Raw genomic sequence first — 26,963 nt, forward strand, 5'->3', positions numbered from 1 at the left:
CTTGCCTGCGATGGCCACAACGCGGTTTTCAGTCGATCAATTGAGCATCACGCAACGCTGTCAGCGCCGCCAACCAACGCGGGTCCTGCTTATAGTCCGTCGAAGCAATGGCTTGCCCACGCATCCGCGCAATCCGCGCAGACGGCGTTACCTTCATCCTCTGGGCAGCGCTCAGCGCCAACTCTGCAGCAGCACGGTCGTTACACACCAACCCCATGTCACAACCCGCCGTCAGCGCAGCCTCGATACGGCTGGCCGCATCGCCCACCACATGGGCACCGGCCATGGACAGGTCATCGCTGAAAATCACCCCGTCGAACTGCAACTCGCCACGCAAGATGTCTTGCAGCCAGCAACGGGAGAATCCAGCCGGCTGCGCATCGACCTGCGGATAAATCACGTGAGCTGGCATCACGGCCGCCAACTGCTTGCTCAGACGTGCGAAAGGCACCAGGTCATTGGCGCGAATCTGCTCCAGGCTGCGTTCGTCATTGGGGATCGCGACGTGGGAGTCGGCCTCGGCCCAGCCGTGGCCTGGGAAGTGTTTACCGGTGGCGGCCATTCCGGCGCTGTTCATGCCGCGAATGAATGCGCCCGCTAGCACGGCGGCACGTTCAGGATCACCTTCGAAGGAACGGGTGCCGACGACTGCGCTGCGTTGATAATCCAGATCGAGCACCGGGGCGAAGCTGAGATCAAGGCCCACAGCCAGCACTTCGGTGGCCATGATCCAACCGCACTGCTCGGCCAGGTATTCGGCGTTGGGGTTGTCGGCCAATGCGCGCATGGCCGGCAGACGCACAAAGCCCTGGCGTAGACGCTGCACCCGGCCGCCCTCCTGGTCGACCGCCAACAGCAGGTCCGGGCGTACTGCGCGAATCGCCGCGCTCAGTTCCCGCACTTGGCGCGGATGCTCGATATTGCGCGCAAAAATAATCAGGCCACCCACCTCAGGCTGGCGCAACAGATGACGATCCTCGGCCGTCAGCCAGGTACCGGCAACGTCGACCATCAATGAACCTTGCAGGGCAGCAGTCATAAACCTTCCTTAAATAACGCACACAACCCGTTGCCCTTACCAGGCACGGTGAGGGCAACGGGTTGCGGATAAATAGCTGAAATCGGCATGGCGGCTAGCTTAGCGGATGCAAGCGGCCGCGCACACCCGGGACGGTCACGCCTTGGCGGCGGGCGGTGCGGTTTTGCTGCGCGGGCGCAGTTGGGCGGCAGCCATGGCAGGGTCGGTCACCCCGGTTTCGGCACGCATGCCGGCAGCGAGGAATGGCACCATCAGGCGCATGACTTGCTCAATGGAGGTGTTGACGCCGAAATCGGTCTCGGCAATGGCGCGCAATGCCTTGATCCCGGACATGCTGAACGCCGCCGCGCCGAGCATAAAGTGCACACGCCAGAACAATTCAATAGGAGGAATACGCGGAGCGGCCTCGTTCACCAGCAGCATATAACGACGGAAAACCTTGCCGTACATGTCTTCCAGGTAGCGCCGCAGGTGACCCTGGCTCTGGCTGAATGCCAGGCCGAGCAAGCGCATGAAGATCGACAGGTCGTTGCCACTGCGCGGCTGCACCACCAGCGCCTGCTCCACGAGCATTTCCAGCAGGTCTTCAAGGGAAGGCTTATTGTCGGCCTTGGCCTGGCGCCGTTCCAGCTCGCGATCAAGGCTGGCGCAGAATGGCCCCAGGAAGCGCGAGAACACCGCCTGGATCAGGGCCTTTTTCGAGCCGAAATGGTAGTTCACGGCCGCCAGGTTCACCCCGGCCTTGCTGGTAATCAGCCGCAATGAAGTTTCAGCAAATCCTTTTTCCGCGAACAATTGCTCGGCAGCATCGAGAATGCGTTCAACGGTTTCCGACTGGGCCATGGCTACTCCGCCTGACAAACACTTGTTTGAAACATACGTTTCAGGGTGTGTCTTGTCAAGCCTGCGGGTTCGTATTCCGGCCGGGCAGTCATGTATTTCAGCGCTATTTAATCACATCCGCCAACGTCTGTAGGCAGCGCTATCTCTGCCTCGTAGGACAGATGACGAATGACCGTCCAGCGGAGTCGCCAAAAAGGATGATTGCCAAGCGCAGTTCACTGTATATAATCCCAGTCACTGTGTAAAAAGACAGAGCGATCAACATGCTAAAACTGACGCCACGCCAAGCTGAGATTCTGGCTTTTATCAAGCGCTGCCTCGACGACAACGGCTACCCGCCGACCCGAGCGGAAATTGCGCTGGAACTGGGGTTCAAGTCCCCCAACGCCGCCGAAGAACACCTCAAGGCCCTCGCACGCAAAGGCGCGATCGAGATGACCCCCGGTGCTTCACGCGGCATTCGTATCCCTGGCTTTGAAGCCAAGGCCGACGAATCGACACTGCCCATCATCGGCCGCGTTGCCGCCGGTGCGCCGATCCTGGCACAGCAGCACGTCGAAGAATCCTGCAACATCAACCCGACCTTCTTCCACCCTCGCGCCGACTACCTGTTGCGGGTACATGGCATGAGCATGAAGGACGTGGGCATCTTCGATGGCGACCTGCTGGCCGTCCACACCACCCGCGAAGCCCGTAATGGCCAGATCGTCGTCGCCCGCATCGGCGACGAGGTCACCGTCAAACGCTTCAAGCGCGAAGGCAGCAAGGTCTGGCTCCTGGCCGAGAACCCTGAGTTCGCCCCGATTGAAGTGAACCTGAAAGATCAGGACCTGGTGATCGAAGGCTTGAGCGTCGGCGTCATTCGCCGCTAAAGGAGGCATCATGCAGCTCGTGCACACCCCACAACACACACAACTGTCGCTGTTCGAGGCCTTTATGGCCCAACCCCTTGCGCCCATCCTCAAGGAAACGGTCGAGGCGCCCTGGAGCGCCGAGCCGGAGGCGTTCAGTGAATTGTCGTTGCGCGGTGCTGCTGGCAGTTGCCTGAGCCTGCTGGCGCCGATCCTTCGCGAACTCAGCGAGGAACAGGATGCTCGCTGGCTGACGCTGATCGCCCCGCCCGCCAGCCTGACCCAGGCCTGGCTGCGGGACGCCGGCCTCAACCGTGAGCGTATCCTGTTGCTGCAACCGCGCGGCGCGCAGAGCGCCCAGCAGTTGACGTGCGAAGCGCTGCGCCTGGGCCGTAGCCATACGGTGGTGAGTTGGTTGAATCCGCTGAATGCGAGCGCAAAGCAGCAACTGATCAGCGCCGCGCGTACGGGCGATGCCCAGAGCTTGAATATTCGATTGGGATAGTTTTTTGTAGTGAGCGGGCTTGCCCCGCGCTAGGCTGCGAAGCGGCCCTAGAAAGGTTAATGCGGTATATCAGTCATTACGCGGTGCCAGGTTTTGGGGCCGCTTCGTAGTCCAGCGCGGGGCAAGCCCGCTCACTACAACAGCTCACCGTCACTCAGTGCAGCACCCGCGGCCCATCTTCCTTCTCTGGCTCACCTTCCGCCAAACGACCCGCCATCTGCACACCCACGCTCAACATGGCTTTTGCCACTTCCACGTGCTGGCCTTGCAGGAACGCTTTGGCGTCTTCGGAAAAATCCAGAATAACCAGAGAACCCTCGTCCTCAGCCCGACGCAGCTCGATTCGGCCGTCAGGCAACTCTACGATTTCAAGAAAGGACGTTGGCATAAAAATCAGTTCTCCACGAAAGGCCGGGATTATATCAGTCATCCACCCGGCATCGCTGAGGATCTGAAGAGGTTTCTTTACAGCTTGATGAACGGTGCACTCTGCTGTGTATCTGAATAATGGGGATGCATCAGCACTCGTTCAAGCCTTCGCGAAACCGCAGCGCCAGCTTTTTCAGCTCCTGACGCCAGCTTTCCAGCTCTTCCCGGCTCAGCGGCTTGGGTTCGTCTTCTTCCAGCGCAACAGCGACGATCAATGGTTGAGTGACGTCGCCCTTGGGCACATGGGGAATACGAGGCGGCTGGAACATATCAGCATGAGCCTTGAGCAAACGCGCCACCCAGCTATCCGGGCTCTGGGCCATTTCCACCAACTCAGCCAGCTCAGGAATGGCCATGGTCTCCAGCACTTCACGGGTCATGATCGCTTCTGCACGCGGCGCACCGGCCTGAGGCAAGCGGTAGAACCCGGCGATTTCATGGCACAGGCCCAGCAAAGCACCGTAGAGGTGGAACAACGCCGCTTCACGCCCCGCCTGGACCAGCGCGATGGCGTTCATCTCCTTCCCTTCCTCGGCGCGACCAAGGGCTTCCAGAGACAAACCCGCGAAGTAAATTTTCTGATTGGTACGGGTATAGAGTTCGTTGGCCATAACGGCAGTCTCCACAACGAAAAGGGCGTGATGCTGGCTTACTTAATTGTGGCGAGGGAGCTTGCTCCCGCTGGGGTGCGCAGCGCCCCCAAAAGCTGGGGCCTGCTGCGCAGTCCAGCGGGAGCAAGCTCCCTCGCCACAGCAAGCTCGCCCCCTACAACTCGGACAGATTAGTCGATCAAGCGCCTTGGCGCTTGTCCTCGACCTTCCACTTGCCGCCCTCGTAGAACGCTTTCCAGCCAGTCGGCTTGCCGTCCACTTCGGTCTGCACGTACTGCTCCTTGGTCTTGCGGCTGTAGCGGATCACGGCTGGGCGACCATCCGGGTCCTTCTTCGGCGCTTCACACAGGAAGTGGTACTTCGGATCGATCTCATCCTTGTGCGGCACGATTTCCAGCACCAGTGGTGCACGGGTCTCGCGGTTTTTCGGGAACTGGCTAGCGGCCAGGAACAGGCCCGAAGCACCGTCACGCAGGATGTAAGTGTCGTTGACCTTCTCGCACTTGAGCTCCGGCATCTTCACCGGATCCATCTTCGGCGGCGCCGCATCGCCGCTTTTCAGCAGCTTGCGGGTGTTCTTGCACGTCGGGTTGGTGCACCCGAAGAACTTGCCGAAACGGCCGGTCTTGAGTTGCATCTCGCTGCCGCACTTGTCGCATTCCAGGCTCGGGCCTTCATAGCCCTTGATGCGATAGGTGCCCTCTTCAATCTCGTAGCCGTTGCAATCCGGGTTGTTACCGCAGATGTGCAGCTTGTGTTTCTCGTCCAGCAGGTAGGCGTCCATCGCCGTGCTGCAGATCGGGCAACGGTGCTTACCACGCAGTACCAGCGATTCGGACTCACCCTCGTCGTCAGCAGCGATTTCATCACCCGGCACCAGGTTGACGGTGGCCTTGCAGCGCTCTTTCGGCGGCAGGCTGTAGCCCGAGCAACCGAGGAACACCCCGGTGGACGCCGTACGAATCTGCATCGGGCGGCCACAGGTCTGGCACGGGATGTCGGTCATCACCGGCTGGTTGGCGCGCATGCCGTTTTCCGGGCTTTCGGCTACTTCGAGCTTCTTCTTGAAGTCGCCGTAGAACTCGTCCAGCACGTTTTTCCAGTCGCGTTCGCCCTGGGCCACGTCATCGAGGTTCTCTTCCATGCCGGCGGTGAAGCCGTAGTCCATCAGGTTGGAAAAGCTCTCGGACAGGCGCTCGGTCACGATATCGCCCATCTTTTCCGAGTAGAAACGACGGTTGTGCAGCGCCACATACCCACGGTCCTGGATGGTCGAGATAATCGCCGCGTAGGTCGAAGGACGACCGATACCGCGTTTTTCCATCTCTTTCACCAGGCTGGCTTCCGAATAACGCGCCGGCGGTTTGGTGAAGTGCTGGGACGGGTCGAGCTTGATCAGCTTGAGCGTGTCGCCCTGGGCCATGTCCGGCAGCACGTCGTCATCGCCTGGCTTGGCGATTTGCGGCATGACGCGGGTGTAGCCGTCGAACTTGAGGATACGGCCCTTGGCACGCAGCTCGAAGTCGGATGCCGCCACGGTGACCGTGGTGGACAGGTATTGCGCCGGCAGCATCTGGCAGGCCAGAAACTGGCGCCAGATCAGCTCGTAGAGGCGTTCAGCGTCGCGCTCCATGCCGCTCAGCTTGGAAGGCTCGGTGTTGGCGTCGGAAGGACGAATCGCTTCGTGAGCCTCCTGTGCGCCTTCCTTGCTGCTGTAGACGTTCGGCTTCTCCGGCAGGTACTTCTTGCCGAATTCGCTTTCAATATAAGTGCGCGCCATCGCCACTGCGTCCACCGACAGGTTGGTGGAGTCAGTACGCATGTAAGTGATGTAGCCGGCTTCGTACAAGCGCTGGGCCATCATCATGGTTTTCTTCACGCCGAAGCCCAGGCGGTTACTCGCGGCCTGTTGCAGGGTGGAGGTGATGAACGGCGCCGAAGGCTTGCTGCTGGTCGGTTTGTCTTCACGCTTGACGATGCTGTAGCTGGAAGCCTTGAGCTTCTCCAGCGCAGCCATGGCCTGGGCTTCGTTCAGCGGCTTGAAGGCTTCGCCTTTCTCGCGAGCGACTTCAAAGCGCACGTTGGCGCCCTTGGTGGTGCCGAGGTCGGCGTGGACTTCCCAGTACTCTTCGGGAATGAACGCACGGATCTCGCGCTCACGCTCCACCACCAGCTTGACCGCGACCGATTGCACACGGCCGGCGGACAAGCCACGGGCGATCTTGGCCCACAGCAACGGCGAGACCATGTAACCCACGACGCGGTCGAGGAAACGACGCGCTTGCTGGGCGTTGACACGGTCGATGTCCAGCTCGCCCGGCTTGGAGAAGGCTTCCTGGATGGCTTTCTTGGTGATTTCGTTGAACACCACGCGCTTGTAGCGGCTGTCGTCACCGCCGATGGCTTCCCGCAGGTGCCAGGCAATGGCTTCCCCTTCGCGGTCCAAGTCCGTCGCGAGATAGATGGTGTCAGCATCCTTGGCGAGCCGGCGCAGCTCTTCGATGACCTTTTCCTTGCCAGGAAGGATCTCGTACTTGGCTTTCCAGCCATGATCCGGGTCCACACCCATGCGCGAGACCAGCTGCTTGCGCGCTTTCTCTTTAGGGGTGAGCACCGGACCTTCGCCCGCAGCGGCCTTGCCGCGCTTGGCGGCAGGCTCCTTGCTGGCGCTAGCCGAACCGCTGGTGGGCAGGTCTCGGATATGGCCGATACTCGACTTCACCACGTACTCGTTGCCCAAGTACTTGTTGATGGTCTTGGCCTTAGCCGGGGATTCCACAATGACCAGCGATTTGCCCATGGATCGGAGTATTCCTGAATTCGAGAAGTGAAAGGCAGTTGGCGCCTGTCGCGGCAACGCTATATATAGTGGCAACCGGGTGAGGTCAAGCGCAGCATTCTGCGCGGCCCGCCGTTATTGCCCTGAAAAAAGACTGGGTTCGGCCTGCACCAAAGCAAAGCGCGGGACCTGCTCGCCGTCAACTTCGACGGTCTCCAGGAACATGCTCAAAGGGCGCACCCAAAAGCCGTAATCGCCATACAGTGCTTGGTAGAACACCACTTCTTCTTCCGTCTCGGAGTGCCGCGCCACGTTAAAAACACGGTACTGCGGACCTTTATAATGTTGGTAGAGCCCTGGTTCGACTTTCATGCTCTGGCCCTCTCACAAAAAATTGTTAAAAAAAAAATACAAAACTGCCAAAAAACAAAAACCGGGGCACTGGGCCCCGGCTTCCGTCAACCCAACGCTTAAACGCGTTCGAAGACGGTGGAAATGCCTTGGCCGAGACCAATGCACATGGTGGCTACCCCGAGGTTGCCGCCATTTTGCTTCATCACGTTAAGCAAAGTGCCGGAGATACGTGCACCGGAGCAACCGAATGGGTGGCCCAGGGCAATCGCGCCGCCGTGCAGGTTAACCTTCTCATTCATCTTGTCGAGTACTTTCAAATCTTTCAGCACTGGCAAGGCCTGTGCGGCGAAAGCTTCGTTGAGCTCGAAGAAGTCGATGTCGTTGATGGTCAGGCCCGCGCGCTTCAAGGCTTTTTGTGTGGCCGGTACTGGACCATAGCCCATGATCGCCGGGTCCACACCCGCCACGGCCATCGAGCGGATCACGGCCAGCGGCTGGATACCCAGGTCTTGGGCACGCTGCGCCGACATCACGATCATGCACGAGGCACCGTCGGTAATTTGCGACGAAGTACCCGCCGTCACGGTGCCGCCCTTTGGATTGAATGCCGGCTTCAAGGCCGCCAGGCTTTCCAGGGTGGTGTCCGGACGAATGGTTTCGTCGTAGTCGAACAGTTTCAGGAAACCGTTCTCGTCGTAACCGTTCATCGGGATGATTTCATCCTTGAACTTGCCTTCCACGGTTGCCTTGTGGGCCAACTGGTGGGAACGCAGGCCGAACGCGTCCTGGGCTTCACGGGTGATGCCGTGCATCTTGCCGAGCATTTCCGCTGTCAGGCCCATCATGCCCGAGGCTTTTGCCGCGTACAGCGACATGTGCGGGTTAGGGTCGACGCCGTGCATCATGCTGACGTGGCCCATGTGCTCCACGCCACCGACCACGAACACATCACCGTTGCCGGTCATGATCGCCTGGGCGGCAGTGTGCAGCGCGCTCATCGACGAACCGCACAGGCGGCTCACAGTCTGGCCCGCGGCGGTGTGCGGGATCTGGGTCATCAGCGACGCCATGCGCGCGATGTTCCAGCCCTGCTCCAGGGTCTGGTTGACGCAACCCCAGATCACGTCCTCGACTTCGTTCGGGTCGACCTTGTTGTTGCGTTCCAGCAGTTTGCTGATCAGGTGCGCCGACATGTCTTCGGCGCGGGTGTTGCGGTGCATGCCGCCCTTGGAGCGGCCCATCGGAGTGCGACCGAAGTCTACAATCACGACGTCTCTTGGATTCAAGCTCATAAATAGTCTCGCTCTAGTCGTTTGGGCGCTTAACCGAAGAAGCTCTGGCCGTTCTTGGCCATTTCACGCAGCTTCGCGGTCGGGTGGTACAGCGGGCCCAACTCAGCGTATTTGTCAGCCAGGGCAACGAACTCGGCCACACCGATGGAGTCGATGTAACGCAGCGCACCGCCACGGAATGGAGGGAAACCAATACCGTACACCAGGCCCATATCGGCTTCGGCGGCGGTCTCGACGATGCCGTCTTCCAGGCAGCGCACAGTTTCCAGGCACAGGGCGATCATCATCCAGTTGATGATGTCCTCGTCGGACACCTCACGCTGCTCGTAGATGACCGGAGCCAGCACTTCGTGCACCGACGGGTCGGTCACTTTCTTCTGCTTGCCCTTCTTGTCGGCCTCGTAGGCGTAGAAGCCTTTGCCATTCTTCTGGCCCAGGCGCTTGGCCTCGTACAGCGCGTCGATCGCCGAACGACGGTCGTCTTTCATGCGGTCCGGGAAGCCTTCAGCCATGACGTCGCGACCGTGGTGGCCGGTGTCGATGCCGACCACGTCCATCAGGTACGCCGGGCCCATCGGCCAGCCGAATTTTTCCATGACCTTGTCGATGCGCACGAAGTCCACGCCAGCGCTGACCAACTTGGCGAAACCGCCGAAGTACGGGAACAGCACACGGTTGACCAGGAAGCCCGGGCAGTCATTGACCACGATCGGGTTCTTGCCCATTTTCTTGGCGTAGGCAACGGTGGTGGCAACGGCCAGCTCACTGGACTTCTCGCCACGGATCACTTCCACCAGCGGCATCATGTGCACCGGGTTGAAGAAGTGCATGCCGACGAAGTTCTCAGGACGCTTGAGGGCCTGGGCCAGCAGCGAGATGGAGATGGTCGAGGTGTTCGAAGCCAGGATGGTGTCGTCTTTGACCTGGGCTTCCACTTCGGCCAGTACGGCTTGCTTGACCTTCGGGTTCTCGACAACCGCTTCGACCACCAGGTCGACGTGGCCGAAATCGCCGTAGGACAGCGTAGGACGAATACCGTTGAGCACTTCAGCCATCTTCGCGGCGGTCATGCGGCCTTTATCCACGCGGCCCACCAGCAGCTTGGCGGCTTCCGCCAGGCCTTGCTCGATACCGTGCTCGTTGATGTCTTTCATCAGGATCGGCGTGCCTTTGGACGCCGACTGATAGGCGATACCGCCGCCCATGATCCCGGCGCCGAGTACGGCAGCCTGTTTCACGTCGCGGGCGATTTCGTCGTAGGCCTTGGCCTTTTTCTTCAGTTCCTGATCGTTCAGGAACAGGCCGATCAGGCTCTGGGCAGCGGAGGTTTTCGCCAATTTGACGAAGCCAGCTGCTTCCACTTCCAGGGCTTTGTCGCGACCGAAGTTCGCGGCTTTCTGGATGGTCTTGATCGCTTCAACCGGCGCCGGGTAGTTCGGGCCGGCCTGGCCAGCGACGAAACCTTTGGCGGTTTCGAACGACATCATTTGTTCGATGGCGTTGAGCTTGAGTTTTTCCAGTTTTGGCTGACGCTTGGCCTTGTAGTCAAATTCGCCGCTGATGGCGCCTTTGATCAGGTTCAGCGCGGCTTCGGCCAGTTTGTCCGGAGCAACCACAGCGTCGACAGCCCCGACTTTCAGTGCGTCTTCTGCTTTGTTTTCCTTGCCGGCGGCGATCCACTCGATGGCGTTGTCGGCACCGATCAGGCGCGGTAGGCGAACAGTGCCGCCGAAACCTGGGTAGATGCCCAGCTTGACTTCGGGCAGGCCGATTTTTGCAGTAGCGGACATGACACGGAAATCCGCCGCCAGGCACATTTCCAGGCCGCCGCCCAACGCGATGCCATTGATCGCGGCAACGGTCGGCACGTTGAGGTCTTCGAAATCGCTGAAGATCTTGTTGGCTTCGAGGTTGCCAGCCACCAGCTCGGCATCGGGCAGCTTGAAGTTGTCGACGAATTCGGTGATGTCAGCGCCGACGATAAACACGTCCTTGCCGCTGGAGACGATCACGCCCTTGACCGAAGCATCTGCTTTGATGGTGTCTACGGCCTGACGCAATTCATTCAGGGTTAGACGGTTGAACTTGTTGACGGACTCACCCTTGAGGTCGAATTTCAATTCGACGATGCCACTTTCAAGAGCCTTAACCGTGATGGCTTTACCTTCGTAAATCATCAACTGATCTCCACGATATGGAAGCTGAACAGTACACACTGGACGCTGGCCTAGGCTTGGACATTGATGATTTGGTCAATGTTCACGCCCATTCGCCAGGCACACCCGCCAATGCGATAGTCGGGATTCTGTATGAGTCGTCTGACAGACAAACGCTCAATTCATACGCCCGTTTGATTTGGGTATGCCACCTTCATCCAATTCCGGACAATTGTCAATCGCTCAAAAAGACTAGGAAAAACGCGACTTTCCAGTCATTTCAGAACCCCGACCATAAGCCCGCACTTCGTCAATATTCAATTATTCACGAAATCAATAATGGAAAAGTTATGGGAAAAGGCTGTACATAGCGCGATATGCGGCTAGGCTAGCCGCAACGCAAAACGCGCCTGGATGAACATCCGACGCGGGGAACCACAGATTTACCGGCCTGCCTGGCCAACTCCAGCCCGATGATGATGTCGGGCTTTTTATTGCGTTGCGTTTCTACAGGGGCGGGGTCAGGCCAGGGCCTTGAGCAACGCATCAATGTCTTTCAGGACGCTCACCTCGCCCTTCTCGCCCCAGTACAGGGCGATCATCTGCTTGTCAGCCTCGATCTTGTAGACGTTGTCCGGCAGCGTCGCAAAATACGGCAACAACTTCTCATCGACGCACACTTCGCGCCATTGATTGACCCACACACCCGGTTCCAACTGCCAATAACTCCAGAGCGCCGGCGTGCTGCCGCGCCGTGGCCGACAGTACTGCGCACACGGGCTCGGCGGCTCTTGCTTCAGCCAATGCGGCCACTCCTGAGGCGCCAATTGCATGGCCAGGCCGATGCGGCGCGCCTCCATTCGCAGGGCCATGCGCCCACTCTGATGACGCGACGGACGCAGCCATGCCAAAGGGCTCAGAACCACCACAAGGATTGACACCACTATCCAGACCGTCATATGTGTACTCCCGAATTTCTAAATGAGCGGATTTGACCTGACGCAACCCCATCCGCTTGAAAGCAGCCATACTGAAGTTATTGCAGTCCCCTGGAGGAACGCCTCATGCCCTACGAACATATCCTGGTCGCTGTCGATTTGACCGAAGAGTGCGATCCCGTGATCAAGCGCGCACAGGAATCGGCACTGGCCAATGGCGCCGTATTGTCGCTGGTGCATATCGTCGAGCCCATGGCCATGGCTTTTGGCGGTGATGTGCCGATGGACCTTTCCCAGTTGCAGCAACAACAATTTGACCAGGCCAAGGAGCGCCTGGACCGTTTGATCCTCAAATACCCGCATTTGAAAAAGGAAGACTGCCACCTCACCTACGGCCAACCGCGCCAGGAAATCCACCATCTGGCCAAGGAAAAGGGTTGTGACCTGATTGTGGTCGGCAGCCACGGTCGTCACGGTTTGGCGTTATTGCTGGGTTCTACCGCCAATGACGTGCTGCACGGTGCGCCGTGTGATGTGCTGGCCGTAAGACTGGTCAAAGCCCCTTCTTAAATCAATGAAGGTCAAATGTGGGAGGGGGCTTGCCCCCGATGGCGGAGTGTCAGTCACCAGATGTATCAACTGACAGACTGCTATCGGGGGCAAGCCCCCTCCCACATTCAAACTGCATTCTCATATGAAAAACCCGGTGCTCATCAGATGAGCACCGGGTTTTTTAATGCTGGAAAATCACTCAGGCATCCAACTCAGCCCAACGCTCAACCAGTACTTCCAGTTCCTGGTTCAACGTCTCCAGCGAAGCAATGACCTTGGCGGTTTCAGCCGCCGGACGCAGGTAGAACCCACCGTCAGCCATTTCCGCTTCTACCGCGGCAATCTGCTGCTCCTTGGCGTCGATATCACCCGGCAAGGCTTCCAGCTCACGCTGCAGCTTGTAGCTAAGCTTCTTCTTGCCGGCCGGCGCGGCTTCCTGGGCAGGCGCAGCAGTGGCCACCGGAGTCACCACCGCAGAATTCAAGTCGGCCTTGCCGGACTTGCTCTCGGTCACGCCCAGCAGGCGCGGCGAGCCGCCCTGGCGCAGCCAGTCCTGATAACCACCGACGTATTCACGCACCTTGCCTTCGCCTTCGAAGACCAGCGTACTGGTGACCACGTTGTCGAGGAATGCCCGGTCGTGGCTGACCATCAGCACGGTGCCGTTGAAAGTCAGCAGCACTTCTTCCAGCAGTTCGAGTGTTTCCACGTCGAGGTCGTTGGTCGGTTCGTCGAGTACCAGCAGGTTGGCCGGCTTGCTGAACAGCTTGGCCAACAGCAGGCGCGCACGCTCGCCACCGGACAAGGCTTTCACCGGAGTACGTGCACGCTGCGGGCTGAACAGGAAGTCGCCCAGGTAGCTGAGCACGTGGCGGCTCTGGCCGTCGATGTCGATAAAGTCGCGGCCTTCGGCCACGTTGTCGATCACGGTTTTTTCCAGGTCCAACTGGTGGCGCAACTGGTCGAAGTAGGCCACGTCGATCTTGGTGCCCTCCTCCACCTTGCCGCTGGTGGGTTGCAGGCCACTGAGCATCAATTTGAGCAAGGTGGTCTTGCCGGTGCCGTTGGCGCCGAGCAGGCCGATACGATCGCCGCGCTGCAGGACCATGGAGAAGTCCTTGATCAGGAACGGACCGTCCGGGTGATGGAAGCTGACGTTTTCCAGCACCATCACTTGCTTGCCCGACTTCTCGGCGGTGTCCAGCTGGATATTCGCCTTGCCGGTGCGCTCGCGGCGTTCGCTGCGCTCAACGCGCAGGGCCTTGAGGGCACGCACGCGGCCTTCGTTACGGGTGCGACGGGCCTTGATGCCCTGGCGGATCCAGACCTCTTCCTGGGCCAGCTTTTTGTCGAACAGGGCGTTGGCGGTTTCTTCGGCCGCCAGCGCAGCTTCCTTGTGCACGAGGAAGCTGGCGTAGTCGCCGTTCCAGTCGATCAGGCCGCCACGGTCCAGTTCAAGGATGCGCGTGGCCAGGCTTTGCAGGAAGGCACGGTCGTGCGTGATGAACAGCACGGCGCCCTGGAAATCCTTGATGGCTTCTTCCAGCCAGGCAATGGCACCGATGTCCAGGTGGTTGGTCGGTTCGTCGAGCAGCAGCAAATCCGGCTCGGACACCAGGGCCTGGGCCAGCAGCACGCGACGACGCCAGCCACCGGACAACTCGGCGAGGGTCTTGTCGGCCGGCAGTTGCAGGCGGCTCAGGGTGCTGTCTACCAGTTGCTGCAAGCGCCAGCCGTCACGGGCTTCGAGGGCCTGCTGCACGTGCATCAGCTTGTCCAGATCGGCTTCGGTGACGCAGTTCTGCGCCAGGTGATGGTATTCGGCGAGCAAGGCGCCCACGCCATCGAGGCCTTCGGCAACCACGTCGAACACTGTCCGTCCGTCGGCCACCGGCAATTCTTGCGGCAATTCGCCGATCTTGAGGCCCGGGGCACGCCACACAGAGCCGTCATCGGGCTTCTGGTCGCCTTTAACCAGCTTCATCATGCTGGACTTGCCGGTGCCGTTGCGGCCGATGATGCACACCCGCTCACCACGGGCGATCTGCCAGGACACCTTGTCCAACAACGGCATAGCGCCGATAGCAAGGGACACATCGCTGAATTTGAGCAGGGTCATACGCTTCTCCAAAAACTGGGCGCGCATTCTACCTGAGTTGAGGGTGGGATGCGGCCAGCATTTTCGCTACAGACATGTTCTGTAGGACATTTCCGTCGAACCTGAACGAACCGGCCGGCAAAGCTTTCGTAGGTGTCGGGCAAAAGGCTAAGCTAGGGACAATCAGTGTCGGCAGTGCCGGCGCTCTTCGTGATTTCTCTGCACGGACGTCTCATGCGCAGCCGCCTTTTCAACTTTTTATCTTGTCTGCTTCTTTCCGCCACTGCCGCTCAATCCGCCCAGGCCGTGGACCTCACCACCCAACGCCAGTATTACGATGAAGCCAAGCGCGCCCTGGCCAAAGGCGACAGCGGCCCGTACATGCAATACAGCCAGGCCCTGGCCGATTATCCGCTGACGCCGTACCTGGCCTACGACGAGCTGACTGCACGCCTGAAAACCGCGAGCAACCAGGAAATCGAACAATTCCTCGCCAAAAACGGCGACCTGCCCCAGGCCAACTGGATGAAGCTACGCTGGTTGCGCTGGCTGGCCGACCGTGGCGACTGGCAGACCTTTGAAAAGTACTACGACGCCAAGCTCAATTTCGTCGAGCTCGACTGCCTGCATGGCCAGTACCAGCTCACCCATAATCTGAAAGCCGAAGGCTACAAGACCACCGAAAAACTCTGGATGACCGGTAAATCCCAACCGGCCGCCTGTGATGCCACCTTTGGCCAGTGGGCCGCCGATGGCCAACTCACCGAACAGAAAATCTGGGACCGCGCCAAACTCGCCGCCGAAGCGCGCAACTACGCGCTGGCCAACAGCCTGGTGAAAACCCTGCCCACCCTCGGCGCCCAAGGCCGCTTGATGGTGGACGTGGCGCAAAAGCCCGACATGCTCAGCGACCCATCGCGCTTCCTGCCGGCCAACGAGGCCATGTCCGACGCCGTAGGCCTGGGCCTGCGCCGCCTCGCGCGTCAGGACCCGGAGAAGGCCATGGCCTTGCTCGATGGCTACGCCAGCAGCATGCACTTCTCCCGTGACGAAAAAGTGTCGATCGCCCGGGAAATCGGCCTGACCCTGGCCCGTCGCTATGACCCGCGCGCCTTGGACGTGATGACCCAATACGACCCAGAGCTGCGAGACAACACCGTCTCCGAATGGCGCCTGCGCCTGCTATTGCGCCTGGCCCGCTGGGAAGATGCCTACCAGCTTACCCGCAAGCTCCCACAAGACCTGGCGACCACCAATCGCTGGCGCTACTGGCAGGCGCGCAGCCTGGAGCTGGCCGAACCGAAGAACCCACAGGCCCTTGTGCTGTACAAGAACGTGGCCAAGGAGCGGGATTTCTACGGTTTCCTGGCGGCTGACCGCTCCAAGTCGCCTTACCAGTTGACCAACAAGCCGCTGGTGATGAGCCAGGCGTTGATCAACAAAGTGCGCAACACCCCCGGCGTACGCCGCGCGCTGGAGTTCTACGCCCGTGGCCAGATCGTCGATGGCCGTCGTGAGTGGTACCACGTCAGCCGCCACTTCAACCGCGATGAGATGGTCGCCCAGGCCAAACTGGCCTACGACATGAAGTGGTACTTCCCGGCAATTCGCACCATCAGCCAGGCGCAATACTGGGATGACCTGAATATCCGCTTCCCGATGGCCCACCGCGACACCCTGGTGCGTGAAGCCAAGGTGCGTGGCCTGCACTCCAGTTGGGTGTTCGCCATCACCCGTCAGGAAAGTGCGTTTATGGACGACGCCCGCTCCGGCGTCGGCGCCAGCGGCCTGATGCAACTGATGCCCGGCACCGCCAAGGAAACCGCACGCAAATTCAGCATTCCGCTGGCCTCCCCGGCCCAGGTGCTGGACCCGGATAAAAACATCCAGCTCGGCGCCGCATACCTGAGCCAGGTCCACAGCCAGTTCAACGGCAATCGTGTGCTCGCCTCCGCCGCCTACAACGCCGGCCCAGGCCGCGTGCGCCAATGGTTGCGCGGTGCGGACCACCTGAGCTTCGATGTGTGGGTGGAAAGCATTCCGTTTGACGAAACCCGCCAGTACGTACAGAACGTGCTGTCTTATTCGGTGATCTACGGGCAGAAGCTCAACTCACCGCAGCCGCTGGTAGATTGGCATGAGCGGTATTTTGATGATCAGTAAGGCGTGACGCTTAAATGAAAATGCCCGCATTGAGAAATGCGGGCATTTTTTATGGCGCCGCTGGACGCTCACTTTGCACAGCCTCAGCCAGCGCCTGGCTCAGAGCCTGTAGCATGAACTCGACGAAAGGTGTCGCTTCTGCCTGTCGATCGGCATCTGACAGCGCGGCGTAGTAGGCATCCTGCTGTTCCCGTATCACCGCCTCTACCGGAAGGTACGCCAGTACGGGGCGCCATTCGCTGAGGATCAGGGTTTGCCAGAGCCGCCCCATCCGCCCGTTACCATCGGCGAAAGGATGGATAAACTCGAACTCGTAATGGAATACGCAACTAGCGATCAACGGGTGCCAGTCCGAACCCGACAGCCATTGCAGTAAGTCGTCCACCAGATGTGTCACTCGGCTCGCGGGCAAAGCCATATGCACCAGTTGTTCGCCCCGGTAGATACCAACCCCAGACTGACGAAATTGTCCTGCATCGTCGATCAATCCATACATCAGCAGTTCATGTGCTTGCAGTAGAGCGACACGCTCACTCGGACGCCATTGCGGCATGGCCTCGTACGCTGCAAATGCATTACGCACCTCCTGGATTTCCCGAGGCAGGCCCAATACTCGCTTTCCCTCCAGAACAGCGGTCACCTGTTCGACGCTGAGGGTATTGTTCTCAATAGCCAAGGAGGCCTGAATGGTGCGGATTCGGTTGCCACGCCGCAACTGAGGCGTTTGGCGATTATCGCCGGCCACTGATAGTTGACCGATCTGCTCACTGATATCGGCAACCAGCGCCAGCATCTTGGTGGTCAAGGTCAACGGAGGTTGATAGCGGCTCATGTCCTCATCCAGTTCAATCAACGAAAGGCCCTATGATGCCCTAAGGGCTCGACGCTGCGCAGCTTCAATCAGCTTGCGCCCCATCACTGAACTGCAACGCCGCCAACCGCGCATACAGCGGATTGCTCGCAATCAACTGCTGATGCGTGCCCACCGCCACCAACTTGCCCTGGTCCATCACCGCAATGCGGTCGGCGTTCTTCACGGTCGCCAGTCGATGGGCGATGACCAGCGTGGTGCGGCCTTGCATCAGTTGCGGCAAGGCTTGCTGGATCAGGTGTTCACTCTGGGCATCCAAAGCGCTGGTGGCCTCGTCCAGCAGCAGGATCGGCGCATCCACCAGCAAGGCGCGGGCGATGGCCAGGCGTTGGCGCTGGCCGCCGGAGAGGCCCATGCCGCCGTCGCCGAGGTGGGTCTGGTAGCCGTTGGGCATTTGCAGGATGAAATCGTGGGCGTGAGCGATGCGGGCGGCGGCTTCGACTTGCGCGGTGGTCGCCGTCGGGTTGCCGTAGCGGATGTTTTCCTCGACGCTGCCGAAGAACAACGCCGGGCTTTGGGAAACCAGCGCGAAGTGTCGGCGCAGGTCCATGGGATCCAGGTCGGTCAGCGGATGGCCTTCGAGCAGGATGCGGCCGTGCTGTGGGTCGTAGAAGCGCAGCAACAAGTCGAAGATCGTCGACTTACCGGCACCGGAAGGGCCGACCAACGCCAGGGTTTCACCGGGATTGATCGTCAGGTTCAAGCCATCGATGGCGTAGCTGTCGGGCCGTGACGGGTAGGAAAAACGCACATCCTGCAATTCCATGCGACCGCTGACGCGCTCGGGCAATTGAACGGTTCCCGCAGCGGGCGCCTTGATCTCGTTGCTCGACTGCAACAACTCGCCAATACGCTCAGCCGCACCGGCGGCACGCTGCAACTCGCCAAGCACTTCGCTCAGGGTGCCGACGGCGCTGCCGACGATCAGGCTGTAGAACACGAACGCCGCCAGTTCACCACCGGAAATGCGCCCGCCGATCACGTCCATGCCGCCGACCCACAACATCACACCGACGGCGCCCAGCACCAGCATGATCACCAGGGTAATCAGCCAGGCACGCTGGACGATGCGTTTGCGCGCGGTCGTGAAGGCCTCTTCCACGGTCACGGCGAAGCGCTGTTCGTCCTGAACCTGGTGGTTATAGGCCTGAACGGTCTTGATCTGCCCGAGGGTCTCGGACACGTAGCTGCCTACATCGGCAATCCGATCCTGGCTCTGGCGCGACAGGCTGCGCACGCGACGCCCGAAGATCAGGATCGGCGCCAGCACCAGCGGCAGCGCCACCACCACAATGCTGGTGAGCTTAGGATTGGTGACAAATAGCAACACGATCCCGCCCAACACCATCAAGGCATTGCGCAGGAACAGCGACAGCGAAGAACCGATCACCGATTGCAGCAACGTGGTGTCGGTGGTCAGCCGTGATTGGATTTCGGAACTGCGGTTGTTCTCGTAGAAACCGGGGTGCAGGTAGATCAGGTGGTTGAATACCTGGCGCCGGATGTCGGCCACCACCCGCTCACCGATCCACGACACCAGGTAAAACCGTGCAAAGGTGCCCACGGCCAGGCCCAGCACCAGCAACATGAACAGGCCGATGGACTGGTTAAGCAGGTGCGGCGATTGGGTCATGAACCCCTGGTCCACCAAAAGGCGTATGCCCTGCCCCATGGACAAGGTGATGCCTGCGGTCACGACCAGCGCCAGCAAGGCGCCCAGCGCCTGCCAACGGTAGGGCGCAATAAAGCGGCTGGCCAGGCGAATCGCACGACGTTGGCGGACTGAGAACATGGGAGGGCATCACCGATGAGGAACCTGTAGCCCTACATGGGGGGAACTTGGGCGAATAACAATGAGTCAGGTTAATTATGCCCGTCGCTTAGGGACCCTAGAGGCTATCGGTCTAATGGCTGGCTGGAGTTTTGTATCGGTTTCTGGTGGACTGGATGTTCGAACCGCCGATCGTGTATGGCGTTGTAACAGCGCGGTCACGCGGGGGTATTAGAGTAGGTACACAACCTGATGAGGAGACAGGCCATGACCTTGCACACTAGCAGCACTGACAAAGTAGAAGTCGTCCGCAAAGAACATCAGGCACACCTGGGTTGCTCGATTATCGACGCCCAAGGACGTGAGGTGCCGATCACTGAGGACATGATCCAGCAAGCGTGCCGCGAGCTGGAACTGCGACTGGTCAAGCCTGCGCAGCAAGGCTGAAGCGCCTAAGCTCTTTCAAAACCGGCCCGGGTGGCCGGTTTTTTTATGGCCGTTTAAATGACTTGAGCGCCCAACGCCTCGACGATCTGCGACAAGGCCGCCGATTCGCCGTTGATGCGCACCTTCAAACCGTCGATCTCGCGGCGTGCAGGATAGTGCTTGCGCAGCAGGTCGAAGGCCTTACGCTGCTCTTCCACTGTGCCTACCAGGCTGCGGCGGAAATCCGCATCATCCCGGCGCGGGTCGAACACACTGCGACACAGGGTCGCCAATGCCCACGCCGGATCGGTCTCGGCATTCAGGTGCACTTCAGCCAACCATAACGGCGGCAACAGGTCACTCAGCTGAATACTCGGCGCCTGCCCCAGATGTGCACAGAACGCCTGATAAATCTGCGCCGTGCCGCGCTGGCGGCCTTCCAGGCTGTAGCCGGCGATATGCGGCGTAGCCAGTACGCACAGGTCTGCCAGGTCGACATCCACTTCGGGCTCGCCTTCCCAGACGTCGAGTACCGCTTGCAGGTCTTCGCGCTCCAGCAACACTTCGCGCAGGGCGGCGTTATCCACCACCGGGCCACGGCTGGCATTGATCAGCCACGCACCGGGCTTGAGCTGGTTGAGGCGTGTACGGTCGAACAAGTGCCAGGTCGAGCCATTGCCGGATTTGGTCAGTGGCGTGTGCAGGCTGATCACATCGCACTGCTCGATGATCTGTTCCAGGCTGACGTAGTCGCCGTCCTCGGCGATCTGCCGCGGCGGGTCACACACCAATACATTCCACCCCAGGCCCTTGAGCACCTTGACCAGTCGCCCACCGACTTCACCGGCCCCCACTACGCCGTAAGTGCGTTGGTTGAGGTCGGCGCCTTCGATCTCGGCCAGGGTCTGCAGGCTGCCCAGCACGTAATCCACCACGCCACGGGCGTTACAGCCCGGTGCGCTGGACCACTGGATGCCGGCCTGCTGGAAGTAGTCGAGGTCCAGGTGATCGGTGCCGATGGTGCAGGTGCCGACAAAGCGCACCTTGCTGCCTTCCAGCAAGGCACGATTGACGTTGGTCACCGAGCGCACCAGCAAGACATCAGCCTGCTCGACGGTGGCGCGGTCGATGGAACGGCCGGGCACGCGGCGGATCTCGCCAAACCCTTCGAAGAAGGCATCGAGCAGCGGAATATTTTCGTCGGCAACAATCAGCATGGCAGGCTCCTTTGGCGGATGGGCAGTGTACACATATCCACTGTGGGAGGGGGCAAGCCCCCTCCCACAGTGGATCTACAGTGTTCGGGGGAGTGCTTACAAATCCCCAACACAGGTTTTTTCCTGACCAATGCGTCAAGGCGTAGAATCCGCCGTCCTTGCGTTCCCCTTATTCCTGGACACCCCGTACGTGAACACTGCCACCACCGCCCTCACCCGCCCCGCCCGCATCAGCCGGGAAGTGCGCGACCTGTTGACGCTCGCCCTGCCGATCATGATTGGTCAACTGGCGACCACCGCCATGAGCTTCGTCGATGCGGTGATGGCCGGGCGCGTCAGCCCGCAGGACTTGGCGGCGGTGGGCCTGGGCAATTCGATCTGGATTCCGGTGTACCTGCTGATGACCGGTACGTTGCTGGCGACTACGCCGAAAGTCGCCCAGCGCTATGGCGCCGGCCAGTTCAGCGAGATTGGGCCGTTGGTGCGTCAGTCGCTATGGCTGGCGCTGGTGGTCGGGATTACGGCAGCGCTGTTGCTGCTCTGCGCCGAACCGATCCTGCACGCGATGAAGGTCGAAGCCGACCTGATCAAACCGTCCATGGGCTACCTGCACGGCATCGCTGCCGGTATGCCGGCCATCGCCTTCTATTACGTATTGCGCTGCTTCAGCGACGGTCTGGGCCGCACCCGTCCCAGCATGGTCATGGGCCTGTGCGGCCTGGCGCTGAATATTCCTCTGAACTACATCTTCATCTACGGTCACTTCGGCGTACCGGCCATGGGCGGCGTGGGCTGTGGCTGGGCCACGGCCATTGCGATGTGGGTGATGATGCTTGGGCTGGCCGGCTGGACGCGGTTCGGCCCGGCTTACCAGAGCAGCGAACTGTTCAAGCGCTTCGACTGGCCGCAATGGGCGATGATCAAGCGCGTGCTGGGCATCGGCCTGCCGATTGGCGTGGCGATTTTTGCCGAGTCGAGCATCTTTGCGGTGATCGCCCTGTTGATTGGCAGCCTGGGCGCCACCGTGGTGTCCGGCCATCAGATCGCGCTGAACGTCAGCTCCCTGGTGTTCATGATCCCTTATTCGCTGAGCATGGCCGTCACCGTGCGCGTCGGCCAGGCTCTGGGCCGTGGGCAACCGCGTGAAGCGCGCTTCGCCGCCGGGGTCGGCATCGGCACGGCGCTGACATACGCGTGCCTGTCCTGCAGCCTGATGCTGGTGTTCCGCGAACAGATTGCAGCGATCTACAGCCCGGACCCGATCGTGATCCACCTGGCCTCGACGCTGATCGTGTTTTCCGCGCTGTTCCAGTTCTCGGACTCGATCCAGGTCACGGCGGCCGGTGCATTGCGGGGCTATCAGGACACCCGGGTGACCATGGTGCTGACGTTGTTCGCCTATTGGGGCGTGGGGCTGCCGGTGGGTTACGCCCTGGGGCTGACCGACTGGCTCGGCCAGCCCAGCGGCCCCAGCGGCTTGTGGCAAGGCCTGATCGTGGGCCTGAGTTGCGCGGCGGGGATGTTGCTGGTGCGCCTGGCGCGCAGCGCACGCCGATACATCCGCGCCGCCAAGGTGCAGGGTTAAGCGGACTTCTTGCGAATCCAGTACAGGTAGGTGCCAGCCTGTTCCTGCTGATCCACCAGCTCGTGGTCGAGGAACACGCAGAACTTGGGAATGTCACGGCGGGTGGACGGGTCGGTGGCGATCACCTTGAGCAAGCCGCCCGGCGGCAGGTCGCGGATGTGCTGGTGCAGCATCATCACCGGCTCCGGGCAGTTGAGGCCGGTGGCGTCCAAGGTGCCGTCGACGGGTAGATCTTGGGTTTGGCTCATCTCTCACTCCTGAAACCGGCCCGCTCTTGTGTGGGAGCGGGCTTGCCCGCGATGACCGGGGCACATTCAACATAGATATAGACAGTTATACCGCTATCGCAGGCAAGCCAGCTCCCACATTTTGAGCTGTGCTCGGCTTCAAATCAGCGGGTCTTGGGTTTCTTCGGGGTTTCCAGGCGGCGCAAGTGGCACGTCACCTCCTCGCGGTCGTGATACAGCTGCTTGCAGCCAATCTCCACCCGGATACCCCGCGCTTTAAAGCCTTCCTCGATACGCTCCAGCAAACGCTTCACCTCGGCATATCGCTGTTTCATCGGTAACTTGAGGTTCACCACCGCCTCACGGCAATGCCCCTCGCCGATCCAGGTTTCCAGCAAGGCGGCATTGCGCGCCGGTTTCTCGACGATATCGCAGACCATCCAGTCCACCGGCTGCTTGGGCACGAAGGTGAAACCGTCGGCCATCAAGTGCTGCACCAGGCCAGTGTCCATCAGGCTTTCGGCCATGGGGCCATTGTCGATGGCGGTCACCAGCATGCCACGGTTAACCAGTTGCCAGGTCCAACCGCCAGGGGCCGCGCCCAGGTCGACACCGGTCATGTCGCCATGGAGGCGTTCGTCCCACTGGTCGCGGGGGATAAAGTGGTGCCAGGCTTCTTCCAGCTTCAAGGTCGAGCGGCTCGGCGCTTCACGCGGGAACTTGAGTCGCGGGATGCCCATGGGCCACATCGCCGAGTTGTTCGACTCGGCCAGGCCCATAAACACTTCGCGGCCACTCTTGAACGTCAGCAACAGGCGCGGCTTGCTCGGGTCGTCCACCAGCTTGCCGGCGTTGAGCAAGGCTTTGCGCAGGTGCACTTCGAATTTCTTGCAGAAGTTCGACAGTTCCTTGCCGTCGTTGGTGTCGACCATCTCCAGCCACAGGCTGCCGCACACCGGGAAATCTTGCAGGTGGGCGAGGATCACGCTGATACGGTCGGTTTCCGGCAGGTCGATAAATACCCCGCGCGCCCACTGCCTTGGGAAGATCAGCTCGGCAAAGCGTTGGCCGTGCATCAGGCGCTGGGCGCCGTCTTCTTCGGTGCAGACAAATTCGGCGCAGGCGCTGCCGGTCTTGGCCTTGGCGTAGCCGGAAACGTTCAGGCGCGCGGCGTGTTCCGCGATCTCGGAACAGACTTCACCTTCAAAACCCGGGCGGCAGTGCATAAAAAGGGTGTTCATCAACTCTCCTGGTGACTCGACGGATGTTGCGCTATCGCAATGTCTGTCATGAAAACGCGCGCATGATAGCCGAGTTCGGAACCTTGGACTTAACCATAGAGTCCAGTTATTAGCCTGCTAATGAAAACAGGGCTAGCTTTAAAGCTCTGTTCGTCCCGTCAGGTCCGTAGCCGTGCGGACCATAAGGAGTCGTGTCATGTCATCGCTTGATAGCCTGAGAACCCTTAAGACCCTGGAAATAGACAGCAAAACCTACCACTACTTCAGCCTGCCCGAAGCCGCCAAGAGCCTGGGTGACCTGGACAAGCTGCCGATGTCCCTCAAGGTGCTGCTGGAAAACCTGCTGCGCTGGGAAGACAACAAGACCGTCACCGGCGCCGACCTCAAGGCGATTGCCGCCTGGCTCAAAGAGCGCCAGTCCGACCGCGAGATCCAATACCGCCCCGCCCGCGTGCTGATGCAGGACTTTACCGGCGTACCCGCCGTGGTCGACCTGGCCGCCATGCGTGCCGCCGTGGCCAAGGCCGGTGGCGACCCGCAGCGCATCAACCCGCTGTCGCCGGTGGACCTGGTGATCGACCACTCGGTGATGGTCGACAAGTTCGGCAACCCCGACGCCTTCGAGCAAAACGTCGATATTGAAATGCAGCGCAACGGCGAACGCTACGCCTTCCTGCGCTGGGGCCAGAGCGCCTTCGACAATTTCAGCGTGGTGCCGCCGGGCACCGGCATCTGCCACCAGGTCAACCTCGAATACCTCGGCCGCACCGTGTGGACCAAGGACGAAGACGACCGCACCTATGCGTTCCCCGACACCCTGGTGGGCACCGATTCCCACACCACCATGATCAACGGCCTCGGCGTACTCGGCTGGGGTGTGGGCGGGATTGAGGCGGAAGCCGCCATGCTCGGCCAGCCGGTGTCGATGCTGATCCCGGAAGTGATCGGCTTCAAGCTCACCGGCAAGTTGAAAGAAGGTATTACCGCCACCGACCTGGTGCTGACGGTGACCCAGATGCTGCGCAAAAAAGGCGTGGTGGGCAAATTCGTCGAATTCTACGGCGACGGCCTGGCCGACCTGCCCCTGGCAGACCGCGCCACCATCGCCAACATGGCCCCGGAATACGGCGCCACCTGCGGCTTTTTCCCGGTGGATGAGGTGACGCTGGACTACTTGAGCCTGTCCGGCCGTCCGTCCGAAACCGTGAAATTGGTGGAGGCTTACACCAAGGCCCAAGGCCTGTGGCGCAACGCCGGCCAGGAACCGGTGTTCACCGACAGCCTGGCGCTGGACATGGGCAGCGTCGAAGCCAGCCTCGCCGGACCAAAACGCCCGCAGGACCGCGTGGCACTGCCGAATGTCGGCCAAGCGTTCAGCGATTTCCTCGACCTGCAGTTCAAACCCGCCAGTAAAGAAGTCGGCCGCCTGGAAAGTGAAGGCGGCGGCGGTGTGGCGGTGGGCAATGCCGATCTGGTGGGCGAAGCTGACTACGAATATGACGGCCAGACCTATCGCCTGAAAAACGGCGCCGTGGTGATCGCCGCGATCACGTCCTGCACCAACACCTCCAACCCCAGCGTGATGATGGCCGCCGGCCTGGTGGCGAAAAAAGCCGTGGAAAAAGGCCTGACGCGCAAACCCTGGGTAAAAAGCTCCCTGGCCCCCGGTTCCAAAGTGGTCACCGACTATTACAAGGCCGCAGGTCTCACCCAATACCTCGACAAACTCGGCTTCGACCTGGTGGGTTACGGCTGCACGACGTGCATCGGCAACTCCGGCCCACTGCCCGAGCCGATTGAAAAAGCCATCCAGAAAGCCGACCTCGCCGTGGCTTCGGTGCTGTCCGGCAACCGCAACTTCGAAGGCCGCGTGCACCCGCTGGTGAAAACCAACTGGCTGGCCTCGCCGCCACTGGTGGTGGCCTATGCGTTGGCGGGCACCGTGCGTATCGATATCAGCAGCGAGCCGCTGGGTAACGATCAGGACGGCAAGCCGGTGTACCTCAAAGACATCTGGCCGAGCAGCCAGGAGATCGCCGATGCCGTGGCCCAGGTCAACACCGAAATGTTCCACAAGGAATACGCCGAGGTGTTTGCCGGGGACGCGCAGTGGCAAGCCATTGAAGTGCCGCAAGCCGCCACCTATGTGTGGCAGAAGGACTCCACCTATATCCAGCATCCGCCGTTCTTCGACGATATTGCCGGGCCGTTGCCAGTGATCAAGGACGTCAAGGGCGCCAACGTGCTGGCCCTGCTGGGCGACTCGGTGACCACCGACCACATCTCCCCCGCCGGCAATATCAAGGCCGACAGCCCCGCCGGGCGCTACCTGCGCGCGCAAGGCGTAGAGCCGCGGGACTTCAACTCCTACGGCTCACGCCGGGGCAACCATGAAGTGATGATGCGCGGCACCTTTGCCAATATCCGTATCCGCAATGAAATGCTCGGCGGTGAGGAAGGCGGCAACACGCTGTACATCCCTACTGGCGAAAAGATGGCGATCTACGATGCGTCGATGAAATACCAGGCGTCGGGTACGCCGCTGGTGGTGATTGCGGGGCAGGAATACGGCACCGGCTCCAGCCGTGACTGGGCGGCCAAGGGCACCAACCTGCTGGGCGTGAAGGCGGTGATTGCCGAGAGTTTCGAGCGGATTCACCGTTCCAACCTGGTGGGCATGGGCGTGTTGCCGTTGCAGTTCAAGCTGGATCAGAACCGCAAGACGCTTAAGCTCACGGGTAAGGAGAAGATTGATGTGCTGGGGCTGACGGGCGTGGAGATCGTGCCGCGGATGAACCTGACGCTGGTGATTACGCGGGAGGATGGCAGTACAGAGAAGGTCGATGTGTTGTGTCGGATTGATACGCTCAATGAAGTGGAATACTTCAAGTCCGGCGGCATCCTGCATTACGTACTGCGGCAACTGATTGCCAGCTAAAGAACACTGGAGATCAAATGTGGGAGGGGGCTTGCCCCCGATAGCAGTGGGTCAGGTATAGATGCTTAGCCTGACAC

At 60.5% G+C, this 26,963-nt stretch carries 21 protein-coding genes and 1 pseudogene; 7 read left to right on the forward strand and 15 right to left on the reverse strand.

Features of this window, described 5'->3' with window-relative positions:
- Nucleotides 1-28 precede the first annotated feature (28 nt).
- Nucleotides 29-1,039 (reverse strand): beta-N-acetylhexosaminidase, encoded by a 1,011-nt coding sequence (nagZ, locus tag DYL61_RS00615; RefSeq protein WP_135306774.1) that lies wholly within the window; start codon nt 1,037-1,039, stop codon nt 29-31.
- A gap of 135 nt (nt 1,040-1,174) precedes the next feature.
- Nucleotides 1,175-1,882, reverse strand: a complete 708-nt coding sequence (locus DYL61_RS00620; protein ID WP_135306775.1) for a TetR/AcrR family transcriptional regulator — start codon at nt 1,880-1,882, stop codon at nt 1,175-1,177.
- 263 nt (nt 1,883-2,145) lie between these two features.
- Here DYL61_RS00620 and lexA point away from each other — a divergent pair, with 263 nt between their 5' ends.
- Both lexA and sulA read left to right on the forward strand, forming a co-directional pair.
- Nucleotides 2,146-2,754, forward strand: coding sequence for a transcriptional repressor LexA (lexA, locus tag DYL61_RS00625; protein WP_003172575.1), 609 nt, complete (start codon nt 2,146-2,148; stop codon nt 2,752-2,754).
- A 10-nt stretch (nt 2,755-2,764) separates the two neighbouring features.
- Nucleotides 2,765-3,238 carry an SOS-induced cell division inhibitor SulA gene (gene sulA, locus DYL61_RS00630; RefSeq protein ID WP_058425063.1) on the forward strand — a complete coding sequence of 158 codons (474 nt, stop codon included), beginning with the start codon at nt 2,765-2,767 and terminating at the stop codon, nt 3,236-3,238.
- 154 nt (nt 3,239-3,392) lie between these two features.
- Here the strand turns inward: sulA and DYL61_RS00635 are convergent, their stop codons facing one another.
- The 7 genes from DYL61_RS00635 to DYL61_RS00665 form a co-directional block, all read right to left on the reverse strand.
- Nucleotides 3,393-3,626: a hypothetical protein gene (locus DYL61_RS00635; protein ID WP_017254451.1), complete on the reverse strand. Its 234-nt coding sequence runs from the start codon at nt 3,624-3,626 to the stop codon at nt 3,393-3,395.
- A gap of 130 nt (nt 3,627-3,756) precedes the next feature.
- Entirely contained in the window at nt 3,757-4,278 is a 522-nt protein-coding gene (locus tag DYL61_RS00640) for a DUF6586 family protein (protein WP_105696721.1), read from the reverse strand.
- A gap of 178 nt (nt 4,279-4,456) precedes the next feature.
- A complete protein-coding gene (topA, locus tag DYL61_RS00645; RefSeq protein WP_135306776.1) occupies nt 4,457-7,078 on the reverse strand; it encodes a type I DNA topoisomerase in 2,622 nt (873 codons plus the stop codon).
- 114 nt (nt 7,079-7,192) lie between these two features.
- Complete coding sequence (locus DYL61_RS00650) at nt 7,193-7,429, reverse strand: DUF1653 domain-containing protein (protein WP_021490990.1); 237 nt, start codon at nt 7,427-7,429, stop codon at nt 7,193-7,195.
- Nucleotides 7,430-7,527: 98 nt separating this feature from the next.
- Nucleotides 7,528-8,703 carry an acetyl-CoA C-acyltransferase FadA gene (gene fadA / locus DYL61_RS00655; RefSeq protein ID WP_105696723.1) on the reverse strand — a complete coding sequence of 392 codons (1,176 nt, stop codon included), beginning with the start codon at nt 8,701-8,703 and terminating at the stop codon, nt 7,528-7,530.
- Between the two features lie 29 nt (nt 8,704-8,732).
- Nucleotides 8,733-10,880: a fatty acid oxidation complex subunit alpha FadB gene (fadB, locus tag DYL61_RS00660; protein ID WP_135306777.1), complete on the reverse strand. Its 2,148-nt coding sequence runs from the start codon at nt 10,878-10,880 to the stop codon at nt 8,733-8,735.
- Nucleotides 10,881-11,380: 500 nt separating this feature from the next.
- Complete coding sequence (locus DYL61_RS00665; protein ID WP_135306778.1) at nt 11,381-11,818, reverse strand: hypothetical protein; 438 nt, start codon at nt 11,816-11,818, stop codon at nt 11,381-11,383.
- Between the two features lie 105 nt (nt 11,819-11,923).
- Between DYL61_RS00665 and DYL61_RS00670 the strand changes: the two genes are divergently transcribed.
- Nucleotides 11,924-12,367 (forward strand): universal stress protein, encoded by a 444-nt coding sequence (locus DYL61_RS00670; RefSeq protein WP_135306779.1) that lies wholly within the window; start codon nt 11,924-11,926, stop codon nt 12,365-12,367.
- 181 nt (nt 12,368-12,548) lie between these two features.
- Here DYL61_RS00670 and DYL61_RS00675 read toward each other — a convergent pair whose 3' ends face one another.
- Nucleotides 12,549-14,468 carry an ATP-binding cassette domain-containing protein gene (locus DYL61_RS00675; RefSeq protein WP_135306780.1) on the reverse strand — a complete coding sequence of 640 codons (1,920 nt, stop codon included), beginning with the start codon at nt 14,466-14,468 and terminating at the stop codon, nt 12,549-12,551.
- Between the two features lie 213 nt (nt 14,469-14,681).
- On the opposite strand from DYL61_RS00675, the gene DYL61_RS00680 reads away from it, so the two are divergent.
- Nucleotides 14,682-16,610, forward strand: coding sequence for a transglycosylase SLT domain-containing protein (locus tag DYL61_RS00680; protein ID WP_135306781.1), 1,929 nt, complete (start codon nt 14,682-14,684; stop codon nt 16,608-16,610).
- A gap of 67 nt (nt 16,611-16,677) precedes the next feature.
- Here DYL61_RS00680 and DYL61_RS00685 read toward each other — a convergent pair.
- Both DYL61_RS00685 and DYL61_RS00690 read right to left on the reverse strand, forming a co-directional pair.
- Nucleotides 16,678-17,442: pseudogene (locus tag DYL61_RS00685) on the reverse strand (Fic family protein); the annotation flags it as partial.
- 64 nt (nt 17,443-17,506) lie between these two features.
- Nucleotides 17,507-19,273, reverse strand: a complete 1,767-nt coding sequence (locus DYL61_RS00690; RefSeq protein ID WP_135306783.1) for an ABC transporter transmembrane domain-containing protein — start codon at nt 19,271-19,273, stop codon at nt 17,507-17,509.
- Nucleotides 19,274-19,519: 246 nt separating this feature from the next.
- On the opposite strand from DYL61_RS00690, the gene DYL61_RS00695 reads away from it, so the two are divergent.
- Nucleotides 19,520-19,699: a PA1571 family protein gene (locus DYL61_RS00695; protein ID WP_105696731.1), complete on the forward strand. Its 180-nt coding sequence runs from the start codon at nt 19,520-19,522 to the stop codon at nt 19,697-19,699.
- Nucleotides 19,700-19,752: 53 nt separating this feature from the next.
- Here DYL61_RS00695 and pdxB read toward each other — a convergent pair whose 3' ends face one another.
- Entirely contained in the window at nt 19,753-20,895 is a 1,143-nt protein-coding gene (gene pdxB / locus DYL61_RS00700; protein WP_135306784.1) for a 4-phosphoerythronate dehydrogenase PdxB, read from the reverse strand.
- A gap of 190 nt (nt 20,896-21,085) precedes the next feature.
- Here pdxB and DYL61_RS00705 point away from each other — a divergent pair, with 190 nt between their 5' ends.
- Nucleotides 21,086-22,480: an MATE family efflux transporter gene (locus DYL61_RS00705; RefSeq protein WP_135306785.1), complete on the forward strand. Its 1,395-nt coding sequence runs from the start codon at nt 21,086-21,088 to the stop codon at nt 22,478-22,480.
- Here the strand turns inward: DYL61_RS00705 and tusA are convergent.
- Entirely contained in the window at nt 22,477-22,728 is a 252-nt protein-coding gene (gene tusA / locus DYL61_RS00710; RefSeq protein WP_135306786.1) for a sulfurtransferase TusA, read from the reverse strand. The genes DYL61_RS00705 and tusA overlap by 4 nt on opposite strands.
- 143 nt (nt 22,729-22,871) lie before the next feature.
- Nucleotides 22,872-23,948, reverse strand: a complete 1,077-nt coding sequence (gene rlmM, locus DYL61_RS00715; protein ID WP_135306787.1) for a 23S rRNA (cytidine(2498)-2'-O)-methyltransferase RlmM — start codon at nt 23,946-23,948, stop codon at nt 22,872-22,874.
- Between the two features lie 196 nt (nt 23,949-24,144).
- Between rlmM and acnA the strand changes: the two genes are divergently transcribed.
- On the forward strand, nt 24,145-26,886 hold the full coding sequence (gene acnA / locus DYL61_RS00720) for an aconitate hydratase AcnA (RefSeq protein ID WP_135306788.1): 2,742 nt from the start codon (nt 24,145-24,147) through the stop codon (nt 26,884-26,886).
- Nucleotides 26,887-26,963 lie beyond the last annotated feature (77 nt).

Source organism: Pseudomonas nabeulensis (genome assembly GCF_004682045.1).
GTDB lineage: Bacteria > Pseudomonadota > Gammaproteobacteria > Pseudomonadales > Pseudomonadaceae > Aquipseudomonas > Aquipseudomonas nabeulensis.

Excerpts from the sequence above, each read along its gene's own strand:
- nagZ (WP_135306774.1), bottom strand. The coding sequence starts at position 1,039 with ATGACTGCTGCCCTGCAAGGTTCATTGATGGTCGACGTTGCCGGTACC.
- DYL61_RS00620 (WP_135306775.1), bottom strand. The coding sequence starts at position 1,882 with ATGGCCCAGTCGGAAACCGTTGAACGCATTCTCGATGCTGCCGAGCAA.
- lexA (WP_003172575.1), top strand. The coding sequence starts at position 2,146 with ATGCTAAAACTGACGCCACGCCAAGCTGAGATTCTGGCTTTTATCAAG.
- sulA (WP_058425063.1), top strand. The coding sequence starts at position 2,765 with ATGCAGCTCGTGCACACCCCACAACACACACAACTGTCGCTGTTCGAG.
- DYL61_RS00635 (WP_017254451.1), bottom strand. The coding sequence starts at position 3,626 with ATGCCAACGTCCTTTCTTGAAATCGTAGAGTTGCCTGACGGCCGAATC.
- DYL61_RS00640 (WP_105696721.1), bottom strand. The coding sequence starts at position 4,278 with ATGGCCAACGAACTCTATACCCGTACCAATCAGAAAATTTACTTCGCG.
- topA (WP_135306776.1), bottom strand. The coding sequence starts at position 7,078 with ATGGGCAAATCGCTGGTCATTGTGGAATCCCCGGCTAAGGCCAAGACC.
- DYL61_RS00650 (WP_021490990.1), bottom strand. The coding sequence starts at position 7,429 with ATGAAAGTCGAACCAGGGCTCTACCAACATTATAAAGGTCCGCAGTAC.
- fadA (WP_105696723.1), bottom strand. The coding sequence starts at position 8,703 with ATGAGCTTGAATCCAAGAGACGTCGTGATTGTAGACTTCGGTCGCACT.
- fadB (WP_135306777.1), bottom strand. The coding sequence starts at position 10,880 with ATGATTTACGAAGGTAAAGCCATCACGGTTAAGGCTCTTGAAAGTGGC.
- DYL61_RS00665 (WP_135306778.1), bottom strand. The coding sequence starts at position 11,818 with ATGACGGTCTGGATAGTGGTGTCAATCCTTGTGGTGGTTCTGAGCCCT.
- DYL61_RS00670 (WP_135306779.1), top strand. The coding sequence starts at position 11,924 with ATGCCCTACGAACATATCCTGGTCGCTGTCGATTTGACCGAAGAGTGC.
- DYL61_RS00675 (WP_135306780.1), bottom strand. The coding sequence starts at position 14,468 with ATGACCCTGCTCAAATTCAGCGATGTGTCCCTTGCTATCGGCGCTATG.
- DYL61_RS00680 (WP_135306781.1), top strand. The coding sequence starts at position 14,682 with ATGCGCAGCCGCCTTTTCAACTTTTTATCTTGTCTGCTTCTTTCCGCC.
- DYL61_RS00690 (WP_135306783.1), bottom strand. The coding sequence starts at position 19,273 with ATGTTCTCAGTCCGCCAACGTCGTGCGATTCGCCTGGCCAGCCGCTTT.
- DYL61_RS00695 (WP_105696731.1), top strand. The coding sequence starts at position 19,520 with ATGACCTTGCACACTAGCAGCACTGACAAAGTAGAAGTCGTCCGCAAA.
- pdxB (WP_135306784.1), bottom strand. The coding sequence starts at position 20,895 with ATGCTGATTGTTGCCGACGAAAATATTCCGCTGCTCGATGCCTTCTTC.
- tusA (WP_135306786.1), bottom strand. The coding sequence starts at position 22,728 with ATGAGCCAAACCCAAGATCTACCCGTCGACGGCACCTTGGACGCCACC.
- rlmM (WP_135306787.1), bottom strand. The coding sequence starts at position 23,948 with ATGAACACCCTTTTTATGCACTGCCGCCCGGGTTTTGAAGGTGAAGTC.
- acnA (WP_135306788.1), top strand. The coding sequence starts at position 24,145 with ATGTCATCGCTTGATAGCCTGAGAACCCTTAAGACCCTGGAAATAGAC.